Annotated in this window: 21 protein-coding genes; 13 read left to right on the plus strand and 8 right to left on the minus strand. The window is 64.6% G+C overall.

Annotation, left to right across the window (positions count from 1 at the left end; all coding sequences use genetic code 11):
- Positions 1-67 precede the first annotated feature (67 nt).
- The 6 genes from trbL to IAG41_RS00440 are packed head-to-tail and all read left to right on the plus strand — an operon-like array spanning position 68 to position 4,825.
- A complete protein-coding gene (gene trbL / locus IAG41_RS00415) occupies positions 68-1,366 on the plus strand; it encodes a P-type conjugative transfer protein TrbL (protein WP_187726628.1) in 1,299 nt (432 codons plus the stop codon).
- On the plus strand, positions 1,363-2,178 hold the full coding sequence (gene trbF / locus IAG41_RS00420; protein ID WP_187726629.1) for a conjugal transfer protein TrbF: 816 nt from the start codon (positions 1,363-1,365) through the stop codon (positions 2,176-2,178). Before trbL ends, trbF begins: the two co-directional genes overlap by 4 nt.
- Positions 2,175-3,134: a P-type conjugative transfer protein TrbG gene (gene trbG / locus IAG41_RS00425; RefSeq protein WP_187726630.1), complete on the plus strand. Its 960-nt coding sequence runs from the start codon at positions 2,175-2,177 to the stop codon at positions 3,132-3,134. Before trbF ends, trbG begins: the two co-directional genes overlap by 4 nt.
- On the plus strand, positions 3,131-4,390 hold the full coding sequence (locus tag IAG41_RS00430) for a TrbI/VirB10 family protein (protein ID WP_187726631.1): 1,260 nt from the start codon (positions 3,131-3,133) through the stop codon (positions 4,388-4,390). The genes trbG and IAG41_RS00430 overlap by 4 nt, the downstream gene beginning before the upstream one ends.
- Position 4,391: 1 nt before the next feature.
- Positions 4,392-4,607, plus strand: a complete 216-nt coding sequence (locus tag IAG41_RS00435) for a DUF2274 domain-containing protein (protein WP_187726632.1) — start codon at positions 4,392-4,394, stop codon at positions 4,605-4,607.
- Entirely contained in the window at positions 4,607-4,825 is a 219-nt protein-coding gene (locus IAG41_RS00440; RefSeq protein WP_187727797.1) for a helix-turn-helix domain-containing protein, read from the plus strand. The genes IAG41_RS00435 and IAG41_RS00440 overlap by 1 nt, the downstream gene beginning before the upstream one ends.
- A 103-nt stretch (positions 4,826-4,928) precedes the next feature.
- On the opposite strand, the gene IAG41_RS00445 is transcribed toward IAG41_RS00440, so the two are convergent.
- Complete coding sequence (locus IAG41_RS00445; RefSeq protein WP_262408405.1) at positions 4,929-5,120, minus strand: hypothetical protein; 192 nt, start codon at positions 5,118-5,120, stop codon at positions 4,929-4,931.
- A gap of 129 nt (positions 5,121-5,249) precedes the next feature.
- Between IAG41_RS00445 and IAG41_RS00450 the strand changes: the two genes are divergently transcribed.
- The gene (locus tag IAG41_RS00450; protein WP_187726633.1) at positions 5,250-5,525 is read left to right on the plus strand and encodes a DUF1488 family protein; all 276 of its coding nucleotides are present in this window, start codon (positions 5,250-5,252) and stop codon (positions 5,523-5,525) included.
- 9 nt (positions 5,526-5,534) lie between these two features.
- Complete coding sequence (locus IAG41_RS00455; RefSeq protein WP_187726634.1) at positions 5,535-5,804, plus strand: hypothetical protein; 270 nt, start codon at positions 5,535-5,537, stop codon at positions 5,802-5,804.
- 46 nt (positions 5,805-5,850) lie between these two features.
- On the opposite strand, the gene IAG41_RS00460 is transcribed toward IAG41_RS00455, so the two are convergent.
- Positions 5,851-6,186, minus strand: coding sequence for a hypothetical protein (locus IAG41_RS00460; protein ID WP_187726635.1), 336 nt, complete (start codon positions 6,184-6,186; stop codon positions 5,851-5,853).
- Positions 6,187-6,474: 288 nt separating this feature from the next.
- On the opposite strand from IAG41_RS00460, the gene IAG41_RS00465 reads away from it, so the two are divergent.
- On the plus strand, positions 6,475-6,708 hold the full coding sequence (locus tag IAG41_RS00465) for a hypothetical protein (RefSeq protein ID WP_187727798.1): 234 nt from the start codon (positions 6,475-6,477) through the stop codon (positions 6,706-6,708).
- 32 nt (positions 6,709-6,740) lie between these two features.
- On the opposite strand, the gene IAG41_RS00470 is transcribed toward IAG41_RS00465, so the two are convergent.
- Entirely contained in the window at positions 6,741-7,931 is a 1,191-nt protein-coding gene (locus tag IAG41_RS00470) for a tyrosine-type recombinase/integrase (RefSeq protein ID WP_187726636.1), read from the minus strand.
- Positions 7,932-8,389: 458 nt separating this feature from the next.
- Between IAG41_RS00470 and IAG41_RS00475 the strand changes: the two genes are divergently transcribed.
- The gene (locus IAG41_RS00475) at positions 8,390-8,761 is read left to right on the plus strand and encodes a cupredoxin domain-containing protein (protein ID WP_187726637.1); all 372 of its coding nucleotides are present in this window, start codon (positions 8,390-8,392) and stop codon (positions 8,759-8,761) included.
- A 47-nt stretch (positions 8,762-8,808) separates the two neighbouring features.
- Here the strand turns inward: IAG41_RS00475 and IAG41_RS00480 are convergent, their stop codons facing one another.
- Genes IAG41_RS00480 through IAG41_RS00500 form a run of 5 tightly spaced genes read right to left on the minus strand, consistent with a single transcriptional unit; the run spans position 8,809 to position 15,046 of the window.
- Entirely contained in the window at positions 8,809-10,206 is a 1,398-nt protein-coding gene (locus IAG41_RS00480) for an outer membrane beta-barrel protein (protein ID WP_187726638.1), read from the minus strand.
- Entirely contained in the window at positions 10,203-11,297 is a 1,095-nt protein-coding gene (locus tag IAG41_RS00485) for an amidohydrolase family protein (protein ID WP_187726639.1), read from the minus strand. The genes IAG41_RS00480 and IAG41_RS00485 overlap by 4 nt, the downstream gene beginning before the upstream one ends.
- Before the next feature lie 28 nt (positions 11,298-11,325).
- Positions 11,326-12,849 carry a B12-binding domain-containing radical SAM protein gene (locus IAG41_RS00490; protein ID WP_187726640.1) on the minus strand — a complete coding sequence of 508 codons (1,524 nt, stop codon included), beginning with the start codon at positions 12,847-12,849 and terminating at the stop codon, positions 11,326-11,328.
- Entirely contained in the window at positions 12,846-13,652 is an 807-nt protein-coding gene (locus tag IAG41_RS00495) for a class I SAM-dependent methyltransferase (RefSeq protein WP_187726641.1), read from the minus strand. The genes IAG41_RS00490 and IAG41_RS00495 overlap by 4 nt, the downstream gene beginning before the upstream one ends.
- Positions 13,649-15,046, minus strand: a complete 1,398-nt coding sequence (locus tag IAG41_RS00500) for a B12-binding domain-containing radical SAM protein (protein ID WP_187726642.1) — start codon at positions 15,044-15,046, stop codon at positions 13,649-13,651. The genes IAG41_RS00495 and IAG41_RS00500 overlap by 4 nt, the downstream gene beginning before the upstream one ends.
- Positions 15,047-15,192: 146 nt before the next feature.
- On the opposite strand from IAG41_RS00500, the gene IAG41_RS00505 reads away from it, so the two are divergent.
- From IAG41_RS00505 to IAG41_RS00515, 3 genes are all read left to right on the plus strand, one after another.
- On the plus strand, positions 15,193-16,161 hold the full coding sequence (locus IAG41_RS00505; RefSeq protein ID WP_187726643.1) for a hypothetical protein: 969 nt from the start codon (positions 15,193-15,195) through the stop codon (positions 16,159-16,161).
- Positions 16,162-16,348: 187 nt separating this feature from the next.
- Complete coding sequence (locus tag IAG41_RS00510; RefSeq protein ID WP_187726644.1) at positions 16,349-17,047, plus strand: glycosyltransferase; 699 nt, start codon at positions 16,349-16,351, stop codon at positions 17,045-17,047.
- A gap of 130 nt (positions 17,048-17,177) precedes the next feature.
- Positions 17,178-19,658, plus strand: a complete 2,481-nt coding sequence (locus tag IAG41_RS00515; protein ID WP_187726645.1) for a TonB-dependent receptor — start codon at positions 17,178-17,180, stop codon at positions 19,656-19,658.
- Positions 19,659-19,660 lie beyond the last annotated feature (2 nt).

Here is a 19,660-nt window from a genome sequence, read left to right on the forward strand (position 1 = left end):
CCGCGGGGCGTCTGCCGCCTCTCCGGGCGCCCCGCGGCCACCGCTCTTCACATCAGGATAGTCCGAAGTGCACAACCTCAATGTCATCGACAGCTTTCTTGCGGCCTTCATCCGCTACATCGACTCCGGGTTCGGCTTGCTCGGCGGCGATGTCGGCTTCCTGACCAGCGCGATGATCGGCATCGACATCACGCTTGCCGGGCTGTTCTGGGCGATGGCGGGCGAGGGCGATGTGATCGGCCGCTTCCTCAAGAAGATCCTTTATGTCGGTGCCTTCGCCTACATCCTGAACAACTTCTCCTGGCTCGCGAACATCATCTTCGCGTCCTTTGCCCATGCTGGCCTGACCGCGGGCGGAGGCGCCTTTACCGAGAAGCAGCTGATGCAGCCCGGACGCCTTGCCGGGCTTGGCTATCAGGCTGCCTGGCCGCTGCTCAACCAGGCCTCGCAGATGATGGGCTTCGCCAGCTTCTTCGACAATTTCCTGACGATCTGTGTGCTGCTGATCGCCTGGCTGGTCGTCATCGCCGCCTTCTTCGTGCTCGCGGTCCAGATCTTCATCACGATCATCGAGTTCAAGCTGACGACGCTGGCCGGCTTCGTGCTGGTCCCCTTTGCCCTGTGGAACCGGACCAGCTTTCTCGCCGAGCGGGTGATGGGCTCGGTGGTCAGCTCCGGCATCAAGCTCATGGTGCTGGCCATCATCATCGGCATCGGCAGCGGCTTCTTCGCTGACTTCGTGGGCACCTTGCAGGGAGAGGAGCCGGATCTTGCCCAAGCGATGAGCCTGGTCCTCGCAAGCGTGACATTGATCGGCCTCGCCATCTTTGGACCCGGCATCGCGTCCGGACTGGTCGCGGGCGCGCCGCAGCTCGGTGCCGGCGCAGCGGTGGGTGCCACCGCCGCCGTGGTCGGGGGCGCGGCGATCGGTGGCGGCGCGCTCGCCGGTGCGGGCCGAATGGCGGGCGGAACCGCGCTCGGCGCGGTCCGCGCGGGAACGACGATGGGATCGGCGGCATCAACTGCCTACCAGCTCGGCCAGGAGACTTCGGGTACGAAAGCCGTCGGAGCCGGCCTTGCCGGCGTGGCGAACGCCGCGAAGGGCGCGGCTGCCCGACATATCGGCGCGCCGCTTGGCGATGCAGCCTCCCGCGGCCGCGACATGGCTTGGAATGCCGGCACGACATCCGGTTCGCCGGCTCCCGCCGGCAATAGCGCCCAGGACAAGGCGCCCGACTGGGCGCGCAAGCTCCGCTCCGAGCAATCTGCCCGACATCACCGGCAGGCCACCTTTCAGACGCTGAAGGACGGCGACGGCAGTGGTGCCTCGGCCACCCCCGACATCAAGGAAAGGGACGAACCATGAAGTTCAGGCGAAGCGTGCAGCGCTACGGCAGGACGCCGGAGCCGGAGACGCCGTACCAGCGCGCGGGACAAGTTTGGGACGAACGTATCGGCTCAGCTCGCGTGCAGGCGCGCAATTGGCGGCTGATGGCCTTTGGTGGCCTGCTGCTGTCGACGGGCCTGTCCTCGGCGTTGGTCTGGCAGTCGATGCAGAGCCGCGTCCTGCCCTATGTCGTCGAGGTAGACTCGCTTGGGGAGGCCCGGGCAGTCAGCCCGGCCGAGGCGGACTATAAGCCGACCGACCCGCAAGTGACGTGGTTCCTGGCGCGGTTCATCAGCGATGTGCGCTCCGTGTCGCTCGATCCGGTGCTGATGCGCCAGAACTGGCTTCACGCCTATGATTTCGCAAGCGAGCGCGGCGCTCAGGCGCTGAGCGAATATGCTCGCGTCGCGGCACCCTTTGCCCGTGTCGGAGAGAGGACCGTGTCGGTCCAGGTAACGAGCGTCGTCCGCGCGTCGCCGACTTCGTTTCAGGTCAAGTGGAGCGAGGCCAGCTACGAGCGTGGCAACCTCGTCAACACGGCGCGATGGACCGCCATCCTGACAGTGGTGATGAAGCCACCCAAGTCGGCGGAAGTCCTGCGCAGGAACCCGCTTGGTCTCTATGTCGATGCGGTGGACTGGAGCCGCGAGCTCGAAGAGCCGGCGCCACGATCCAACCTGCGCGCCGCTCCCTTTGCGCCGCCCGAAAGCCCGACCATTCCCGCCCCTGGTGGCGCGGTCGGGCCGGCCCCGAGGGAATCCTCCCTGCCTAAGATGGAGAATGTCCAATGATCCGCTTCATTCTTTTGTCGTCCGCCTGCCTGGCGAGTAGCCCGGCTCTCGCCCAACATGCGCCTGACCGGCCCATTGTCCCTGCTGCGTCGCCACGGGCGCAGGGCAACACCGTCGAGCCGGCCGACAGGGAAAGGCCGGCGCCGCGATCACGCACGCCCCGGCGACAGACCGTTCGCCACGCACGCGCGCGGACACCAATTGCGCAGGTCGACAGCGCGACGCGCGCCGCGCTGCTCGAGCCGAGCAGCCATGGCTATGTGAACGCGGTGCAGGTCTATCCCTGGACCGAAGGCTCGCTGTACCGCCTTTATGCCGCGCCCGAGCTCGTAACCGATGTCGCCCTGGAGCCTGGCGAGACGCTGACGGCGATCGCTGCGGGCGACACGGTCCGCTGGACCGTGGGCGATACCACCAGCGGATCGGGCGCGGGGAAGCGCACCCATATCCTGGTGAAGCCATTCTCGGCCGGGCTGAAGACGAATTTGGTCGTGACGACCGACCGTCGCAGTTACCACCTCCAGCTCGAGAGCACGGCTGCGACGGCCATGGCTGCGATCTCCTGGACCTACGCTCCCGGCGCGTTGCTTGCCTTCCAACGGTCAGGCGATGCCCAGCCGTCGACCCCGGTCGCGGCGGGGATAGCGATCGACAGGCTGCGCTTCGGCTACACCATAGACGGCGATCGACCCGATTGGCGGCCGCTTCGTGCTTTCGACGATGGCCAGCAGACATTCATCGAATTCCCGGCGACGCTGGGGCAGGGGGAGGCGCCGCCCTTGTTCGTGATCGGTGATGATGGCGCCGCCCAGCTCGTCAATTACCGCCAGCGCGGTAACTTCTACGTGGTCGACCGGCTGTTCAACGCGGCCGAGCTCCGGCTTGGCACCAAGCGCCAGCTGGTCGTGCGGATCACCCGCGAGGGCTCCGCCAAGCATAAGGGGAAGGGCGCATGACCGAAGCTTCCTCTCAGGAAACGGGCACCGCGCCGGATCAGGCTTCGCTTCCCCCCAAAGCTGATCCGGCCGATTTCGTGCTGCGCGGTGCTCCGCGCCGGGTGGTCCGCTTCCGTCGGAGCGTGATCATGGCGGGTGCGGGCGCTGCGGCCGTGGCGGTAATCGGAATCGCGTCTCTCGCGCTTCGCCCGATTTCGGGTCCGATCATGCCGACGGACGACAAGTCCGTGGAAAGCGAAGCGCGGCGACCGCCCGAGGCATTGGCTGGCGCGCCCAGGGGTTATGGCGACGTGCCGAGGCTAGGTGCCCCGCTTCCGGGCGATCTCGGTGGGCCCATTCTCGATCGCCAGCGTGCGCTTGCCGGGCATGATACAGTCGAAGCGGAACCGGTACAGACAGTGAGTCCGCAGGCCACGGATGCGGAACGCGAGCGCCGCATCACTGAACGGCGTACCGCCCGTCAGTCCGGCGTGATGATGCAATTGGCCGGCGGTCAGCGTACCCCGAGCGAGGCACCCGGGGCCCAGGGCGAGACGGGCACATTGGCGCCGTCGATAGGAGCTGTGACCGGGCCATCGCCGGCCGGATCAATGCGCCTCGCGGGAAGTCAGCAGCAAAAGGAGGCATTCCTCGCCGCGCCGCAGGATGCGGTCGACGTAAATCCGCACGAGCTTCGGTCCGCTGCTTCCCCCAACATGCTCAGCGCGGGCAGCGTCATTGCCGCCAGCCTGATCACCGGCGTGAATTCGGACCTGCCCGGATTGGTCACGGCCCAGGTGACGGAGAATATATTCGACAGCGCCACAGGACGGGCGCTTCTGGTTCCTCAGGGAAGCAGGCTGATCGGCAAGTACGACAGCGTTGTGGCCTTCGGCCAGCAGCGTGCGCTCATCGTCTGGCAGCGCATCATGCTCCCCGACGGCAGCTCGCTGCGGATCGACAATGTCCCGGCGACCGATGCCTCGGGCTATGCAGGCCTGCAGGACAGGGTCGATTTTCACACCTGGACGCTGCTCAAGGGCGTTGTCTTGTCGACCCTGCTCGGCGTGAGCTCCGAGCTGGCGTTCACCGGAGATGGAGATCTGGTCGAGGCGATGCGCCGATCGCCGCAGGACAATGTCTCGCGCGCCGGTGACCAGATCACCCAGCGCAACCTCAACATCCAACCGACGATCAGGATCCGGCCCGGCGCCCAGGTGTGGTTGATCGTTCACAAGGATCTGGTGCTCGCGCCCTGGCGTGAGGGGAGCCGGTGAAATGCCTGATCTGAAGCTAGCGAAACTGCCCGATCGCACGCCGATCAAGCTGGCGATCACAGTGACTCCCGACCTGCACCAGGCTCTCTCCGAATATGCTGCGCTATATTCGGAGACCTATGGGCGCGACGAGCCGGTGGCGGAGCTGGTGCCGGCGATGCTCGGCGCATTCCTTGACAGCGATCGCGAGTTCGCCAAGCGAAGGAGGACGTCGTGATGTTGTCCTCCCATCACGAGGCGGGGGGCTCGGTATTCGGTGCAACTTCGCCGATATGCATCAGGCTGAACACCGCGATAGAACTGCTCGGCATCGGCAAGACGAAGATGTACGAATTGATCGCCGCCGGCGAAATCGAAGCGATCAAGGTTGGCCGCGCAACGCTCGTGCTTCGGGAAACCCTCGAAGCCTATATCGCGCGTGCACCTCGCTTATAGTCGGGGAGACCGTTCGAAATGGCTGAAGGCGTCCGCGCTCAGTAGAGATTCAGTTCACCAATGACGCAATGCCCGCGCGGGAGAGTGCTTCACAGCCGACGCCTCAGCGCCAGCCCAGGGCCGGCGCAACGTGTAAGAGGATGCTCTCCAGCACACGCGCATTGTACTCGACGCCCAGTTGATTGGGGACCGTCAACAGCAGCGTGTCGGCCTCAGCGATCGCCTCGTCGGCGCGCAATTCCTCGCTCAGCCGGTCCGGCTCCGCGGCGTAGGATCGCCCGAACACGGCGCGCATATTATCGATGACGCCGACCTGATCGCTGCTATCGACCAGACACGACTCAATTCCGGTCGGACATCCGGAACCGGACCGAAGCTGATGCAGTTTCGATACCGAGCCCAGACCCTACCGATGGAGAAGAGCATGCCTGCGCAGCAACTGGAAATCGACAATTCGACCGTCTTCGACAATGTGGACGAGCGCCAGGTCGAATTCGATGGCGAGGTCGATGGCGAGGAATATCAGTTCGCAGTGCAGTATAGCGTTCTCACGGCGCTCACGGGCGACCAGCCTGACGGCGACGCGGAAAGCAGCTTCCGCCAGCATATCGACACGATCCGCGACGCGGGGCTCGCCGCGCTGTCCAACGGTCCGGATCGGCCGACCATCGTAATCAGCGAGAGCGACCTCGATCGATAGGGAACCGATATGACCGAAGCAAGCTGGGGCGACGCCGCCGCGAGTCGGCCAATCGACTGGACGATGAGCGCGGCACTCGAAAACGTCGTGAGGGGCGGTGACGATATCGCCGAAGTGACGAACCTGCACGAAGCGGTCCAGGCCTGGCGTGAGTTGGATCCCGAGCATCGCGCCCGGGCGATCCTCATTCTCGATCATCCGGTTCGGATCGACGGAGCCCTGGCCAACCGCTTCGAAGGCGAGGGCATCGGAATACTCGTCGAGCGACTGCCGGGCTAGCCGGCAGAGCGGTCTTGCCGTCTTAACTGGCCGGTGAGGCAGCTGGTCAGCGTTGCTTCTTGGTGATGGTCGCCGTGAAGTCCGGGTCTTTCTTCGCGACCCAGTCGACAAATTTTCGGACGTTTGGATTTTCGAGAAGGCCCGCCACGTTCATTCCGTGACGCTGCAATTCCGAGTTGGCGAAATTCGCAGTCAACGTTTGTTGGCAGATGGAGTGCATGGGCACGACGTCGCGCCCACCGCGGCTTTTTGGCACGGGATGGTGCCAGATAATGGTCTTCCCGGTAGGGCGGCCACACAGCCAGCATGCCACCACTGCGGGAGCTTCCTCCCCGTGATTCGCATCAGGGTACGGAGCGTGTTTCGAATGCTTGCGGGCCATACGTCGATCTGAATACCAAGAGTGCGCTGCTCACCTACATTGCGCGCCAAGCATTACCAACATCCGCGAGTCGCTGGAAAACAGCCCGATACGAAAGCGCCCGGCCGGCGGGGAAGCCGGGCGGGGCGCGTAACGAATTCTGGGACGGCGAAAGGGGGGAAGTCCCGCCTCGAGTAATCAACCGGGCCCCCGCGATCACATTGCTTCCGCGATTGCATGTTCGCGCCACTAGCGTAGAGAACGTACCGGGAACATTCTTTTGCCCGCAAGTCGAACGAGGTGCAGTCGATGATCGACCAAATGGATACCGATGCCGTGGGCCTGTCGTTCGGGCGATGGCTTTTGGCCCAGCGCGAACGCGGCGACTGGATAGACGGTATCGCCGAGGCCGCGCGTGCCGACCGCACATTTCCGAAGGATGGCGATCCCGAGGCGGTGCGGGCGCATTTGCGGAAGCAGCAGGCCGACGGCGACGTGTTTCAGGCGATCGATGACGCCGAGGGTGACTGGCAGAACGCCTGAGGCTGTCAGGAGATTCGGCAGGTTAGCGGAGTTTAGGCGCTGTTTCCTTCCGATGCTTCTTCCTTCCAAGCCGGTCCGTTAAGGAAGTCCGCCCAGAGGTTCATAAGCGCGCGCCGCTTCTCGAAGAAGTCGGTCCTTCGATAAGCCGCTTCCACTGGGTCTGGAATCTTGTGAGCCAACGCCTTGTCGGCGACCTCCTTCGGGAAGTCGGTCTTCTCGGCAGCCCAGTCGGTGAAGGTGCTGCGGAAGCCGTGCACGGTGAAGCGTTCCACGCCGGAGCTGCGGAGCACCTTCGAGATCGTCATGTCGGTCAGCGCCCGCTCCCCATCGTTGGTGAAGACGAAGCCGGTATTGGACGTGCGACGCCGAAAGCGGCGTTTCAGGATCTCTATCGCCTGTAGACTGAGAGGCACCTGATGCGGCTCTCGAGCCTTCATTCGCTCAGCCGGGATCGACCAGACCATCTTCTCGATGTCGATTTCACCCCAGGTGGCACCGCGCGCTTCGCCCGATCGTACTGCCGTGAGCATGACGAAGCGGAGCGCGTCGCGGCCGGCGGTTGCCTCCTCTTCCGAAAGCCTTTGGGCAAGCGCAGGCGCCTCCGCGTAAGGCATGGCGGCGAAATGGTTCGCCCGATCCGTATGTTTGGGCAGGCCTTTTCGGACGAGGCGAAGATTGACCTCGGCCGGGATCCAGCCCTTCAGGTGGGCAAAGTCGAGCACTGCCTGGGTACGCTGGAGGATCTTTCGAGCGGTATCGGGGATCTTGAGCCAGATAGGCGCTAGGGCGTCGCGGATCGCCGCGGTGTCGATTTCATCGATAGGCTTCGGGCCGATTAGCGGGAAGATGTTTGTCTCGAACCCTGCGAGCCAGCTCTTCTTTCGCTTGTCCCTCCAGCCATCTTTCAGCGCGTTGTAGCAATCGCGCGCGGCCTGCTCGAAAGTCGGAACTCGCCTCTTTGGAGGCTCCCGTCGCACGGACTTCAGAAGCGGGGCGGGCTCCTCACCTCGTTTGATCTTACGACGCAGCGCATGGGCTGTTTCGCGCGCTTCCTCGAGGCTCACGTCGTAGACTGACCCCAATCCGAATTCCCGGCGACGACCATCATACTGCACACGGAGGAGCCAAAACTTCGAGCCCGTGGGCCGTACGAGCAGATAGAGTCCGCGATGATCGCAGTACTTGCCGGGCTTGGCATGCTTCACTTTGAAGACGGTCAACATGGCGATGGTGGATCCTTTGGGAACCAAACTTGAGCACCCCTACCGTCCCACCATTGTGACACGATTTTGGGCGATCATTGGCGAACACCCAAGATCATAAGTGATAAGCAAGTATCTGTAAAGATTCACAAAAACGAACACTGGCGAACGCAGGCGAACGTGCGAATTAAGGCCCTCGGCTCCACCATTTTCCCCCGTGAATCATAAAATGCTTGGATAAGCTTCCCCGGCGGGGGAGCTGCGCCGACATTTTTTCCAGCGCTTTAGTGCTGCTTTTCCCGAGCGGATTTGCCTACGGCCTGGCGGGCTTTGAACCCCGTCACCGGTCGACGACACTTACGACGGTCGGCGCGATCGGATGCCGGCCCAGGTCGCGGGTGCCGTCGGTGCCTGTTCGCGCCCGTTGCTTGACTGGCCTCCGATCGCGACGGCGCACCATCGAAGGGAATGAGCCGCACATGCTGGATTCACGAAAAACCAATCTGTCTCGCCGCGGCCTGCTGCGGATCTCGGGCGCTGCGGCGCTACTGACATTCGCCCTGGCCACCACTGCGACCGCACGCTCACCGGCACCGCCGCAGAAATACACGGTGGTGATGGGGAGCATGAGCTTCGGCAAGCTCCCCAGTGGCTTGAAGGTCGGCGACACGATCACCTGGGTCAATCGCGACACCGTGCCCCACACCGCCACTGCCCGCGACAAGAGCTTCGACGTTCGGGTCCAGCAGGGTCAGAGCGTCAGCATGGTAGTGAAGAAGGCGGGAAGCATCGCTTTCTATTGCATCTACCATCCCGGGATGCGCGGCACCCTGACTGTCGCTGCGCAATAAAGGAGAGCCGCCGCGCCCGTCCCCGGGGCGCGACGGCATTTCCGTGATCAGATCCGAAGGCGGGCCGAAGCCTGGATCACCGTCTGAGTCTCATCGTCCGGCAAGCCGAGCCGGGCGCGCGTGCCGCGCTGGCTGTTCACGCGCAGCACTTCCAGGAAGCCGGTCAGATTGTTGGTGAACGACCAGCGCCCGGCCGCCGTGAGCGCCCAGCCATCCTGCTTCTCTTGGTCATGGTCCATCTCGCTGCCACGCTCGCGCGTGTTGAAGAACTCGGCACGGCCGCTGATCTCGCCCTTCCCGATCTCGTGCGCGACGAGCAGATAGGCGGAGCGATACATCGTATCAACCCAGTAGACGCCATTGTCCTTGAAGCCCATTTGCGTGGTGCCATACATTCCCTGCGCGAGGATGCGGGTCCCCTGCACGGGCTCGAAAGTCAGGCCCAGATTGGCGAAGCGCGTCCGCCAGCCCCATTGCAGGTTCGGCGTGAACGCCTCGGGATTGCCGCGATTGTCGTAATAGAAGGCGTTGATCGTGAAGGGCGCCGGCGGCCGCCACTCGATCCGTCCATAGAAGCCAGGGCGGTTGTCGAGCTCGATCGTCGATCGCGTCACATCCTCCTGGGCGCCGGTCATAAATTGGTTGCGCGGCGGCAGCTTGAAGCGGCCGAACATCGTCGCCTTCATATCGTGCAGCGCCCAGCCGCGGAACGAAAGCAACGTCCCCGACGTGTCGTTGAAACCGAACACACCCGCGGTCGCCGAGATATCGTGATTGCCGAGGCTCGCCGTTAGCGTCGCCTCGGCGCCGACCACCTTGGTCTCCTCGCCCACCCAGCTGTTGATGGCCGAGGGCGTGATCGTGTGCACCGTGCTCCAGGCGCCACCGGTCGCATGCTCGAGCGAGATCTCGGGCCAGTAGAGCCCGGCCTTGGCCGAAATGCTCACCTTGCCCGAGCGCGGCGGCAGGAAGGTAACAAACGATTCGATGACGTCGACGGCGTTCTCCTGATCGCGCTGCCATGCCACCGAGACGTTGCCGGAGAGCGAGCTGGTGAAGTGGGGCGTCCAGATCAGGTCGGCTTCGATCGGGAGCGGCTCGACGCGGAAATCGCCATTCTTCGCGCCGGAGAAGCGCGTGATGCTTGTTCCGCCGTCGGAGAAGCGCTTGTGCCCGTCGGCGGCCACCAGCCGGCCGTCGAGCAGGATCGAGAGCGTGCGGCCCGAAATTATGTCCGTGGTCGGCGGTGGTGGGGTGTCGGCGGGCACCTCTTCCTGCGCTGGTTCGGAGGCCGCGGTCGCGTCGGGTACCGGCACCGATTGAGGCGCGGGCGTAGGTGTGGGTGCGGGCACGGGTGCGGGCGCCGTCTCGGCCTGAGCCCAGGCCGTGCCTGTCCCCGCCAGCAACAACGCGGCGAGAATGGAAATCTTGGGAGCAAGAGTCATTGAAATATACCCATTGTTGAGAGAGTTTTTTCCCCGCGCGGCGGAGTGGCGGGAGTGGAATCGGCCGCCCAAGCGGCCGTCCACCGGCTGATGCCTGCTCGACGGCGAATGCGTCCGGCGATCGCCAGCGTGCCCAGGGCAGGCACCAGATCGAGCCGCGCGACGCGCGGGATGCCGTCGACAATCACCAGCACAACATCTTCCGCCCGCGCTTCCAGCGGCGGCTTGGTCAGCACGATAATGTCGGCCGCGGCGCCGGGATCGAGTGAGGGAGCCGCCAGGCCCAGTCGGCGCGCGGCGGTCGCGCCGACGGCGTCGGTGAGCCGTTCGTCGGACAGGAAGCCAAGGGAGCGGGCGACCCGCATCTCATCGAGCAGATCGCCATCGCCGGAGAGCAGCGAGTCACTGCCGAGCAGCACGTCCACCCCTTCGAGCAACGCCCGCGGCGCGGTTCGCCCCAGCAGGAACAGATTGGACGTCGGGCACCAGACCAGAGCCGCACCCGACGCGCGGAAGCGCGCAATGGCGTCGCGATCCATGCCGACCCCGTGCACGGCGATCAGCCGGGGCGAGAGCATTCCCATGCGGTCGAGCGTGTCGACCTCTTGTTTGGCGGCCGCGCTGACGCCCTCCGCGAGATGCGTGCAGAAGCGCGGCGCGGCTGCAGGAACGACGAAATCCGGCGCCGTGCCCAGCGAATCGACGGTGGCGATGCGCGCGACGCGCAGCGGGAAGTCGCGCTCGAAATCGGCTTCCCACCGATCATGGTGGACCACCGTGGTGACGCCGGCGAACAGGTTCTTCCATGCGCCGGCGAGCAACGCCTCGCGGCGCGGCCGCGCGTGGCGCCTGGCGATCAGTTCCTTGTACCGAAGCTGGACATCCCGCGCCCAGGCATAGGCATCCGGATAGGGCGGCTCGCCGAGCCGGCCATAGTGATTGCGGTGGAGATGGTCGTGCGCGTTGATCAGCCCGGGGCGGACATGGCCTCGGTCGAAGTCGAACCGGATGTCGAAATCGCCTGATGGCTCGACGAGCATGCCTCCCTCGATCGCGATATCGCGATCGGGCGTGCGGATCAGGATCCGCATCAGGCTTCCTTCGCGAAGGGCAGCGCGCTCATGCTGCCACATCCAGTTCGTCCGCGCCCTGGCGGAGATGGCCATAGGCCTGCCTGTCGTCGCTCGCGCGTTGCGCCAGCCGGCGAATGCTGCGGAGCAGCACCGGGTTGCCATAGTCCTCGCGCGCCCAACTGCGCAGCGCAAGGATCCGGCCGACCAGCTTGCCCCAGGCGCGCGTCTTGCCGTCATGCACCGACGGAAAGCGGCTCTTGAGCACCAGTTCGAAATTCTCGATCCGCGCCTTGATCCGCCGGTCCATCCACGGAAGATGCGGATCCTCGTGCGTCATCCAGTTGACCCAGTCGGGCTGGACCCATTCCTCGAGATCGGTCGGCGTGCCGGTGAGCGGATCTACATCGCCATAGGTCGCGGCGCGCTGCGGCGTCGGCGTGTAGAAATAGGTGATCATTTCCATCTCGGGATTGACCGCCTTCAGGCGCCGGATGAAGCGGAGCGTGTTGTCGGTCTCGCGCTCCGGTTCGTCCGGATCGCCGAAGACGAAGGAGAATTCCGGGATGATCCCGTGCTCGCGCGTCTTTGCCGCGACTGTCAGGATCTGGTCGGTCGTGGTGCCCTTCGACATTTTCTTGAGCACTTCGTCCGATCCGGACTCGGCGCCGCAGAATACCATCTTGAGGCCGGCGCGCCGGAGCAGGTCCCAGGTGTCGTCTGAGAAACGGGAAAGCGTGTCGACCCGTGCCTCGCACCACCAGCGTATCCCCAGCGGCAGGAACGCCTCGCCGATCGCGCGCGCGTGCTTTTCGTTGAGGAAGAAGTTGTTGTCGTAGAAATGGACCGAATCCATCCCGTGCTCGCGCACCAGGAAGGCAAGGTTCGCGGCCACGCGATCCGCTGCCTGCACCTTCTCCTTGCGCCCGAACACCGAGATTACGCCGCAAAAGCTGCATCCGAAGGGACAGCCGATCGACGCTTGATAGACGCCCGAGCGTTGGCCGATGATGGTCGGGTGCAGATAGGTGGCGACATCGATCTTGTGAAAGGGCGGATCGCGCAGTTCGTCCGGACCCACCCATTTACGTTCGGGTCCGATCCAGTGCGATCCATCGGCCTGGCGGAAGGCGAGGCCCATCACGCTGGCGGGATCCCGCCGGCCCTCGATGACTTCCAGCAGCTCGAGAAAGGTTTGCTCGCCCTGGCCGCGGATTACCCAGTCGACATAGGGCGCATTGAGCACCGGAGCCGGATAGAGGCTGCCGAAATAGCCGCCCCAGATGATCGGAATGTCCGGATAGCGCTGCTTGAGCGCCTTCGACAGCGGCACCGCGCTGACAAGCTGCGGCCCTGGCATCACCGTGAGCGCGATCGCGCGTACCGGATCCGATGACGCGGCGCGCGCATCGATCATCGCGGTGGCGCTGCCGAGCAGATCCATGCCGGGCAGGTTGCCGTCGAGGATTTCCCAGTCGGTGCCGTCGGGAAGCGCGGCGCCGATTGCCATCAGGCTCAGCGGGAAGCGGCGGTTCTTGGCACGGGTGGCGCGGGGGTTGATCAGCAGGATCATGGAATTTGGGCAGTCCAGATGTCGAAGCGCGATGGAACGCGAGCGCGCCGCAGCCGGGCGGTGAGCGGGCGCAGCTCGTACCAGAACGGATAGGTGACGCGCCGCCGTCGCCAGACGAGGCCCAGCGATGCCGAAGCGCGGCCTAGCCGCGCGGCGGTGAGATATTCGATGTGCGGCAGCGCGAGCAGGCTCCCCGCCCGATCGCCGAAGCGCTCGGCGGCATGGGCATGCTTCTCGGCGACCATCGCGGCGCCCTGCGCATCCTGCGCATAGAAAGGGGAATCGAGAATGACGATCGTCCCGCCGCGCTGTGTCGCGCGCACGGCCTCCGCCAGGGTCGTACCGAGATTGGTCGCATAATGGAGCGCGGCATTAAACACGGTGAGATCGGCGATGCGGTCTCCCACCGGCAGCGCGTCGAACGAGGCGACGAAGCAATCGAAAGACACTTCCTCCAGGAAAGCCTTTGCGGCGCCAAGCCCGTCGACCCTGTCGTCGCGAATATCGATGGCGGCGCAATCATGCCCGCGCAGCGCAAGCCGATAGGACAACCAGCCATTCCCGGCGCCGAGATCGAGCGTCCGTGGCCGCCGCCGAAGGTGCCTCTCCATCGGATCGACCACATGTTCGACAAAGGCCTCGAAAGTCCGAGCGCGCACCGCCCATTGCCGCGCCAAGGGCCCGTATTTGAGCCAGGGGAGGCTGAGCAGCTCTTCATGTCCATGCCCGCGGCCTTCCAGGGCGCGATGGGCGGCATAGTCGGTGCGAAAGCGCTCAAGCGTGTCGGAGAGCGGGACGTTCACGCGCGAAGCTCCATCCGAACCGGGTTCGATGAGCGATGGGCGTCCGCGCGACGGGCAAGGTCATGCCAATGCAGCTCATCGACCATCCCCGCGCCCACGTCCGCGTGCAGCGCGTCGCGCACCATGCGATAGAATGCGGTGTCGAAGGTGCCCTGGAAGAGCATCGCGAGCTCATCGGTGTCGCGCCAGTTGCGGCGCACGCCAAGCTCGGCGACCACGCGATCGTGAAATACCGTGCCCGGCAGCGGATAGGAAACCGATACGCCGATCTCGTCGGGTCGTTCGTCGCGCAGCAAATCCCGGGTAAGGAGAATGTCTTCCCAGTCCTCGGGCGGATAGCCGAGCTGGAGGAACCAGCCCGTGCGAATCCCGTGCCGACGCAACGTCCGTGTAGCATGCCGCACGGATTCGACCTGCGTGCCCTTGTCCATCGCATCGAGAATCCGCTGCGAACCGGATTCGACGCCGAGCCAGACCTCCTCAGCGCCTGCGGCCGCCAGCGCCGTCACCACTCGTTCGGTGATCAGATTGGTACGCGATTGCATCATGAACGGGATGCGCGCGTCACGCCGGATCACGGCTTCGGCGAATTCGGCGATCCAGTCTTCGGTCATTCCAAAGATGTCATCGGCGAACCAGATATGGTCGGGCGCGACGTCGCGCTTGAGCCGCGCCATTTCCTCGGCGATCGATGCCGCTGAACGCTGGGTGTAGCGCCGGCCGAACGTGGGCTTGGCGCACCAGTTGCAAGAATATGGGCAGCCGCGCGACGCGGCCATGTTCCATGACAAGCGGCCATGAGCCTGCGTCCATGTATCGCGATAGGCGGCGACATCGACCAGATCCCAGGCGGGAAAAGGCAGTGCATCCAGTGCATGCTCCTGCCGGCGAGGTGGCGTGTAATGCAGCTGCCCCGTGGCATCGAGCAGGATCAGCCCGGGCGTCTTCTCGAGCGGCGTTGCGCCTATAAGCGCCTCGGTGATCGCCTTCGCGCCAAGTTCTCCCTCGCCCGTTAGCACCGCGTCGGCGCCGGCCTCGAGATATTGGCGCGGATTGTCCGAGGCATCTGGCCCGTTGACGGCCACCCGCGCGCCGGCACTGCGCGCCGCAGCCACCATGTGCAGGGCATCGGCACGCCGATCCTCGGTGCACATCTTGGTGAGATAATTGAAATTATCCTCGATGATCAGGACGATCGCGGGCTTCAGTTCGGCCAGGCACTGGTCGAACATGTCGGTGCAGGGTTCAAAGGTGGCATCGAACAACGCGACTTGATGACCCCGCTCGCGAAGGATCGCTACGGCGAGCAGGGTGGCCAGCGGCGCATAGGGTTTAGATCGTTCGAATTGTTTGCGGTCGCGCCGCAGATAGAAAGAGTGAGCGACCAGAATCACATTGCCACCCCTGCCTTGTACATCGTCCAGGTTAGTGGCGGGACGCGGGGCGAAGGTTCAAACTACGCCCAGGAAAGCAGCGGGACCCATTGAACCTTTAGATGCTCGACTTCCACTTATGGAGCGGAGCAAGCAGGGCGCAGGCAATGGACACAGCGATCGTTGAGAACGACCCAGCTCGCGAAATGGCGTCGCGCGAAGGTTACGTCTCGGCGCATTTTTCGCCGCTTGGCGTCACGCTCCAAGTGACGGCAAGCAACGCGCAGTTGATCCATGCCGTCGCCGATGCGTGCCTTGGCTGGGAAGCGCCGACCGATCCTGGCGGGCCGATGTTACGCCTGTCGCTGAAGGTCGGTCCGGTTTCGGTCAGCGGCACCGGTCCTGTCGTCCGTACGGATGGGCCTCGTCTCTTGATCCAGGGCGACGCGGACGTAGATGCGGGCGCCGATGCCGAGCATGGCTACGCCTGGTGTCGAGTAGCCAACGCCGACGCGTTTCGTGATCCGGATTTTCGCGAACAAGTGCTGGACGGCCTGATCTTGTGGCTCGTCACCCGAAGCGGGCGCACGCCGCTCCACGCCTCGGCTTTTGTCGTGGGCTCCACGGCGATGCTGCTGGCGGGACGTAGCGGCTCGGGCAAGAGCTGCCTTGCGCTCGCGGCGTACTCGGCGGGCTATCCTCTGCTCTCCGACGATACCGTCTATATCGAGATGCAGCGCAGGTTCCGCGTCTGGGGCATTCCGCGCCCGGTGCATGTCTTCCCCGAAGACGCATCCGAACATGCGGCCGGGCCGATCCGCCTCCGCAACGGCAAGCGCAAGCGCGCCATCGCGCTGACCGCTCCTCCAAAGCCGGTAACGGCTGACGCCGCGATATTGCTCATGCTCCAGCGCGGCGACCACCTTTCCCTCGACGCACTCGAACCGTCGGAAGCGGCTGTGGCGCTCGGGCCCCTCGAACCGGGCTTCGACCTGCTCGCAGAAGATGTCATGCTGGCCCTGCACAGACTCACACGACATGGAGCGTGGCGCCTGAACCTCGGATTGGACCCCGCCGAGGCGATCCGCTTCCTGACCGCGAATCTTCCGATGTTGGCGTCGAGAGCCGTGTCGTGAAACCCCGCGTAGTGCAGGTGAATTGCGTCCTCGATCCCCAGCGCCGCGAGCCCGAGACCTTACTTAAGGCTTGATGGACGCTTCCCGCAGTGGCCGAGGCAACCGCCAGAGCAGGCGCCGACGTTGTGGTGGTGCAAGCGAGCCATGCCCTGTCCGCTTCTCGCGTCGGGGCGTGCACTATCACTTCGTGCCGGTCGCGGCGCTGGCGCCGTGGCACCTTGCCCGCGCGGTTCGTGCCGAAAATCCCGATGTCGTGCACCTGAACGGTCTCGAATTCCCGCTCCACGCGCGCGCTCTCTCTGCCCACTCGGCACCGGTGCTCGTGCAGGACCATGCCAGTCACACCTGGCGGCGGGGATTGGGTCGGTTGCGCCGCTGGGGTTATGACCGCATCGCCGCCGCGTCCCCCACCGCGCCGGCCCAGGCCGATCCGTTCCTGCAAACCGGACAATTGCCCCGTGACCTGCCGGTCTTCGCGATCCCCGAGTGCTCGAGCGACTTCGTGCCCGGACAGCGGGAGGAAGCTCGGTATCGCATCGGCGTCCATGGCGATCCGGCGCTGCTCTGGATCGGGCATCTCAATGCGAACAAGGATCCCCTCACTATCGTTCGCGCGGTGGCGCAGGCTCTCGAAAGCATGCCGAACCTCGAGCTGTGGGTCGTGTTCATCGGCACCGAGCTGCTACGCGAGGTCGAGACACTGCTGGCTGCGTTTCCCTCCCTTGCGGCGCGCACGCATCTGCTCGGTCATGTGCCCCATGACCGGATCCAGGACCTTTGCCGCGCATGCGACCTGTTTGTGAGCGGCAGCCATCGGCATTTTGGCCGCGATGCGCAGATCGGGACGGGCGAACCCTTGCATCAAATGAATGGGTCATTGCCCTGACAGAATGCATGACAATCAAAGACATACGTCCGTCATTGCACTGCAGCAACAACGCCATCCAACCGTCACGACAGGCCTCTAGGCCCCCGGCCGGTCCGCAGTCGGCGGATCCAGGGACGGGAATTTAAAAATGAAGGTCGCATATCCGGTTCGCATCGCACTGTTCACGCTGCTCATGGGCTGCAGCACCAGTGCGCTCGCCCAAGCTAACGAGGAGCCGGTCACTGCTGGGGCGGACGCCCAGGGCGACGACATCATCGTCACCGGCCGCGCCGGTACTGCCCAGCGCACCAAGGCCGAGATGAGCTATTCGGTCACACGCATCGACGAGGAAGCGCTGCGCCTGCAGGCGCCGACCAGCGTCACCGAAGCGCTGAAATCCGTTCCCGGCTTCTGGGTCGAGGCATCGGGCGGCGAGGCCAGCGGCAACGTCCGCGCGCGCGGCGTGCCGGTCGACGGCTTCGGCTCGATCCAGCTGCTCGAGGACGGCATCCCCGTCCAGCACGATCCGGCGCTCGGCTATCTGAACGGCGACCAAGTCTTCCGCCTGGACGAGACGATCGAGCGGATCGAAGTGGTCCGCGGCGGCCCGGCCTCGCTCTTCTACTCGAACGCGCCGGCGGGTGCGGTCAATTTCATCCCGCGCCAAGTGGGGGATCATGCCGAAGGCATCGTCAAGGCGACGCTGGGCGCCGACAGCATGTATCGCACCGACTTCTGGGTCGGCGCGCCGATCGGCGAGTGGAAGTTCGCGGTGGGCGGCTTCTATCGTTCGGAAGGCGGCGTGCGCGATCCCGGCTTCACCGCCAACCACGGCGGCCAGATCCGCGCCACCGTGTCGCGCGACTGGGAGCGTGCCAAGTTCAGCCTGGATGTGAAGCGAATGGACGATATCGTCGGCTTCTACACCGGCATCCCGATGCGCACCTATTCGGACGGCAAGATCCGCGCGGTGCCCGGCTTCGACGGCCATTACGGCACGGTCGCGGGTCCCGAGACCGAGCGCGTCAAGATGATCATGGGCGATGGCAGCCTCTATGATTTCGACAACAGCGTCGGCACGCAGGTGAAGCGCACCCAGGTCACCGGCAAGTTCGAGTTCGAGCCCTGGGACAATTGGAAGATCACCAACACCACCCGCTACAATGACACGACTACGCAGCGTAACGGCGTGTTCCCCAACACGCTGCAGAGCGCGACCAGCCTACTGACCCAGTCGGCGGCGCTGCTCGGCCAGGCGCCGGGCGCGGCCGCGCTCCAGTTCCGCTATGCGACGGCGCCCAGCCAAGTGTTCGACAATGCCAACCAGAACGGCAACGGCCTGGTGATCGTCGGCGGCCTGCGTGGCGTGACGATGCCGGTGAAGGAGTTCATGAGCGACACGCGCATCTCGCATCGCTTCGACATGGGCTCGACCACGCACGACATAACGTTCGGCTACTACTTCGCGAACATCAACGAGGACTTCAGCCGCTATTCCTCGACCGCGCTGCTCGACGTGCGCGACAATGCCCGGCTGCTCGACCTGGTCGCGGTCGATGGCGCGGGCAATGTCGTCAAGACCTTCACCGATCACGGCATCTACAAGTACGGCTATGAGTGGGAGGATGCGCATGGCGAGCAGACGACCAACGCGCTCTATCTGGCCGACGAATGGCAAATCACCCCGAACCTGCGCATCGATGGCGGCGTGCGCTGGGAGACGATGCGCGCGCGCGGCACGGTGGCTCTCAAGAAGACGGTCAACCTCAACCCGAACAACCCGGCGACGTCGTCGATCAGCACCGGCAGCGGCGTCTATGCCAATTACGACCAGAATTTCAGCCACACGACCTGGACGGCCGGCGTCGACTATCAGTTCAGCAAGCATGCCGGCCTGTTCGCGCGCTACACCTCGGCCAACCGCCTGCCGAGCCTGGGCAACTACATCACCAGCCCGACAGCGAAGCCGATCATCCAGACGATGGACCTGGGCGAAGTCGGCCTGAAATATGCCAGCCCGCTGATCGATCTCTACGCGACCGGCTTCTGGACCAAGTACAACAACGTCTCCTTCACCAACTATCGCTTCGATCTGAACGGCCCGGCGGTCAGTGAGACGCGCTATGCCGATACCCAGACCTTCGGCGTCGAGCTGGAAGGCACGTTGCACCCGGTCCGCTGGTTCGACGTGTCGGCCACGGCGACGCTTGAGGATCCGAAGTACAAGGGCCTCACCTATGTCGACGCCGCGGGCAAGACCTTCGACTTCGACGGCAACCAATTGATCCGCGTGCCCACGGTCAGCCTGCGCTTCGTACCGGGCTTCAACCTGCTCGACGGCCGCATCCGACTGCAGGGATCGTGGGAATATGAAGGCAAGCGCTATGTCGACACCGCCAACTCGGTGCGGCTGCCGGCCTATGCCACGGTCAATCTGAGCGCTCGCTTCGATGTTTCGCAGAAGCTGTCGCTCTATGGCTATGTCGACAACGTCAACAACTCGCTGGGCTTGACCGAGGGCAACCCCCGCGCCGGCGAGCTGCAGAACGGCGATGCCGGTGCCAACACCTTCATCGCGCGTCCGCTGATCGGGCGGAATTTCCGCGCAGCCCTGATGTATCGGTTCTGATC

Source organism: Sphingomonas sp. JC676 (genome assembly GCF_014489075.1).
Classification (GTDB): Bacteria; Pseudomonadota; Alphaproteobacteria; order Sphingomonadales; family Sphingomonadaceae; genus Sphingomonas.

Coding starts and splice junctions, on each gene's coding strand:
- IAG41_RS00480 (WP_187726638.1), bottom strand. CDS start 10,206: ATGACTCTTGCTCCCAAGATTTCCATTCTCGCCGCGTTGTTGCTGGCG.
- IAG41_RS00470 (WP_187726636.1), bottom strand. CDS start 7,931: ATGTTGACCGTCTTCAAAGTGAAGCATGCCAAGCCCGGCAAGTACTGC.
- IAG41_RS00475 (WP_187726637.1), top strand. CDS start 8,390: ATGCTGGATTCACGAAAAACCAATCTGTCTCGCCGCGGCCTGCTGCGG.
- IAG41_RS00440 (WP_187727797.1), top strand. CDS start 4,607: ATGTTGTCCTCCCATCACGAGGCGGGGGGCTCGGTATTCGGTGCAACT.
- trbG (WP_187726630.1), top strand. CDS start 2,175: ATGATCCGCTTCATTCTTTTGTCGTCCGCCTGCCTGGCGAGTAGCCCG.
- IAG41_RS00460 (WP_187726635.1), bottom strand. CDS start 6,186: ATGGCCCGCAAGCATTCGAAACACGCTCCGTACCCTGATGCGAATCAC.
- trbF (WP_187726629.1), top strand. CDS start 1,363: ATGAAGTTCAGGCGAAGCGTGCAGCGCTACGGCAGGACGCCGGAGCCG.
- IAG41_RS00490 (WP_187726640.1), bottom strand. CDS start 12,849: ATGATCCTGCTGATCAACCCCCGCGCCACCCGTGCCAAGAACCGCCGC.
- IAG41_RS00455 (WP_187726634.1), top strand. CDS start 5,535: ATGACCGAAGCAAGCTGGGGCGACGCCGCCGCGAGTCGGCCAATCGAC.
- IAG41_RS00445 (WP_262408405.1), bottom strand. CDS start 5,120: ATGCGCGCCGTGTTCGGGCGATCCTACGCCGCGGAGCCGGACCGGCTG.
- IAG41_RS00465 (WP_187727798.1), top strand. CDS start 6,475: ATGATCGACCAAATGGATACCGATGCCGTGGGCCTGTCGTTCGGGCGA.
- IAG41_RS00430 (WP_187726631.1), top strand. CDS start 3,131: ATGACCGAAGCTTCCTCTCAGGAAACGGGCACCGCGCCGGATCAGGCT.
- IAG41_RS00505 (WP_187726643.1), top strand. CDS start 15,193: ATGGACACAGCGATCGTTGAGAACGACCCAGCTCGCGAAATGGCGTCG.
- IAG41_RS00515 (WP_187726645.1), top strand. CDS start 17,178: ATGAAGGTCGCATATCCGGTTCGCATCGCACTGTTCACGCTGCTCATG.
- IAG41_RS00435 (WP_187726632.1), top strand. CDS start 4,392: ATGCCTGATCTGAAGCTAGCGAAACTGCCCGATCGCACGCCGATCAAG.
- IAG41_RS00485 (WP_187726639.1), bottom strand. CDS start 11,297: ATGCGGATCCTGATCCGCACGCCCGATCGCGATATCGCGATCGAGGGA.
- IAG41_RS00450 (WP_187726633.1), top strand. CDS start 5,250: ATGCCTGCGCAGCAACTGGAAATCGACAATTCGACCGTCTTCGACAAT.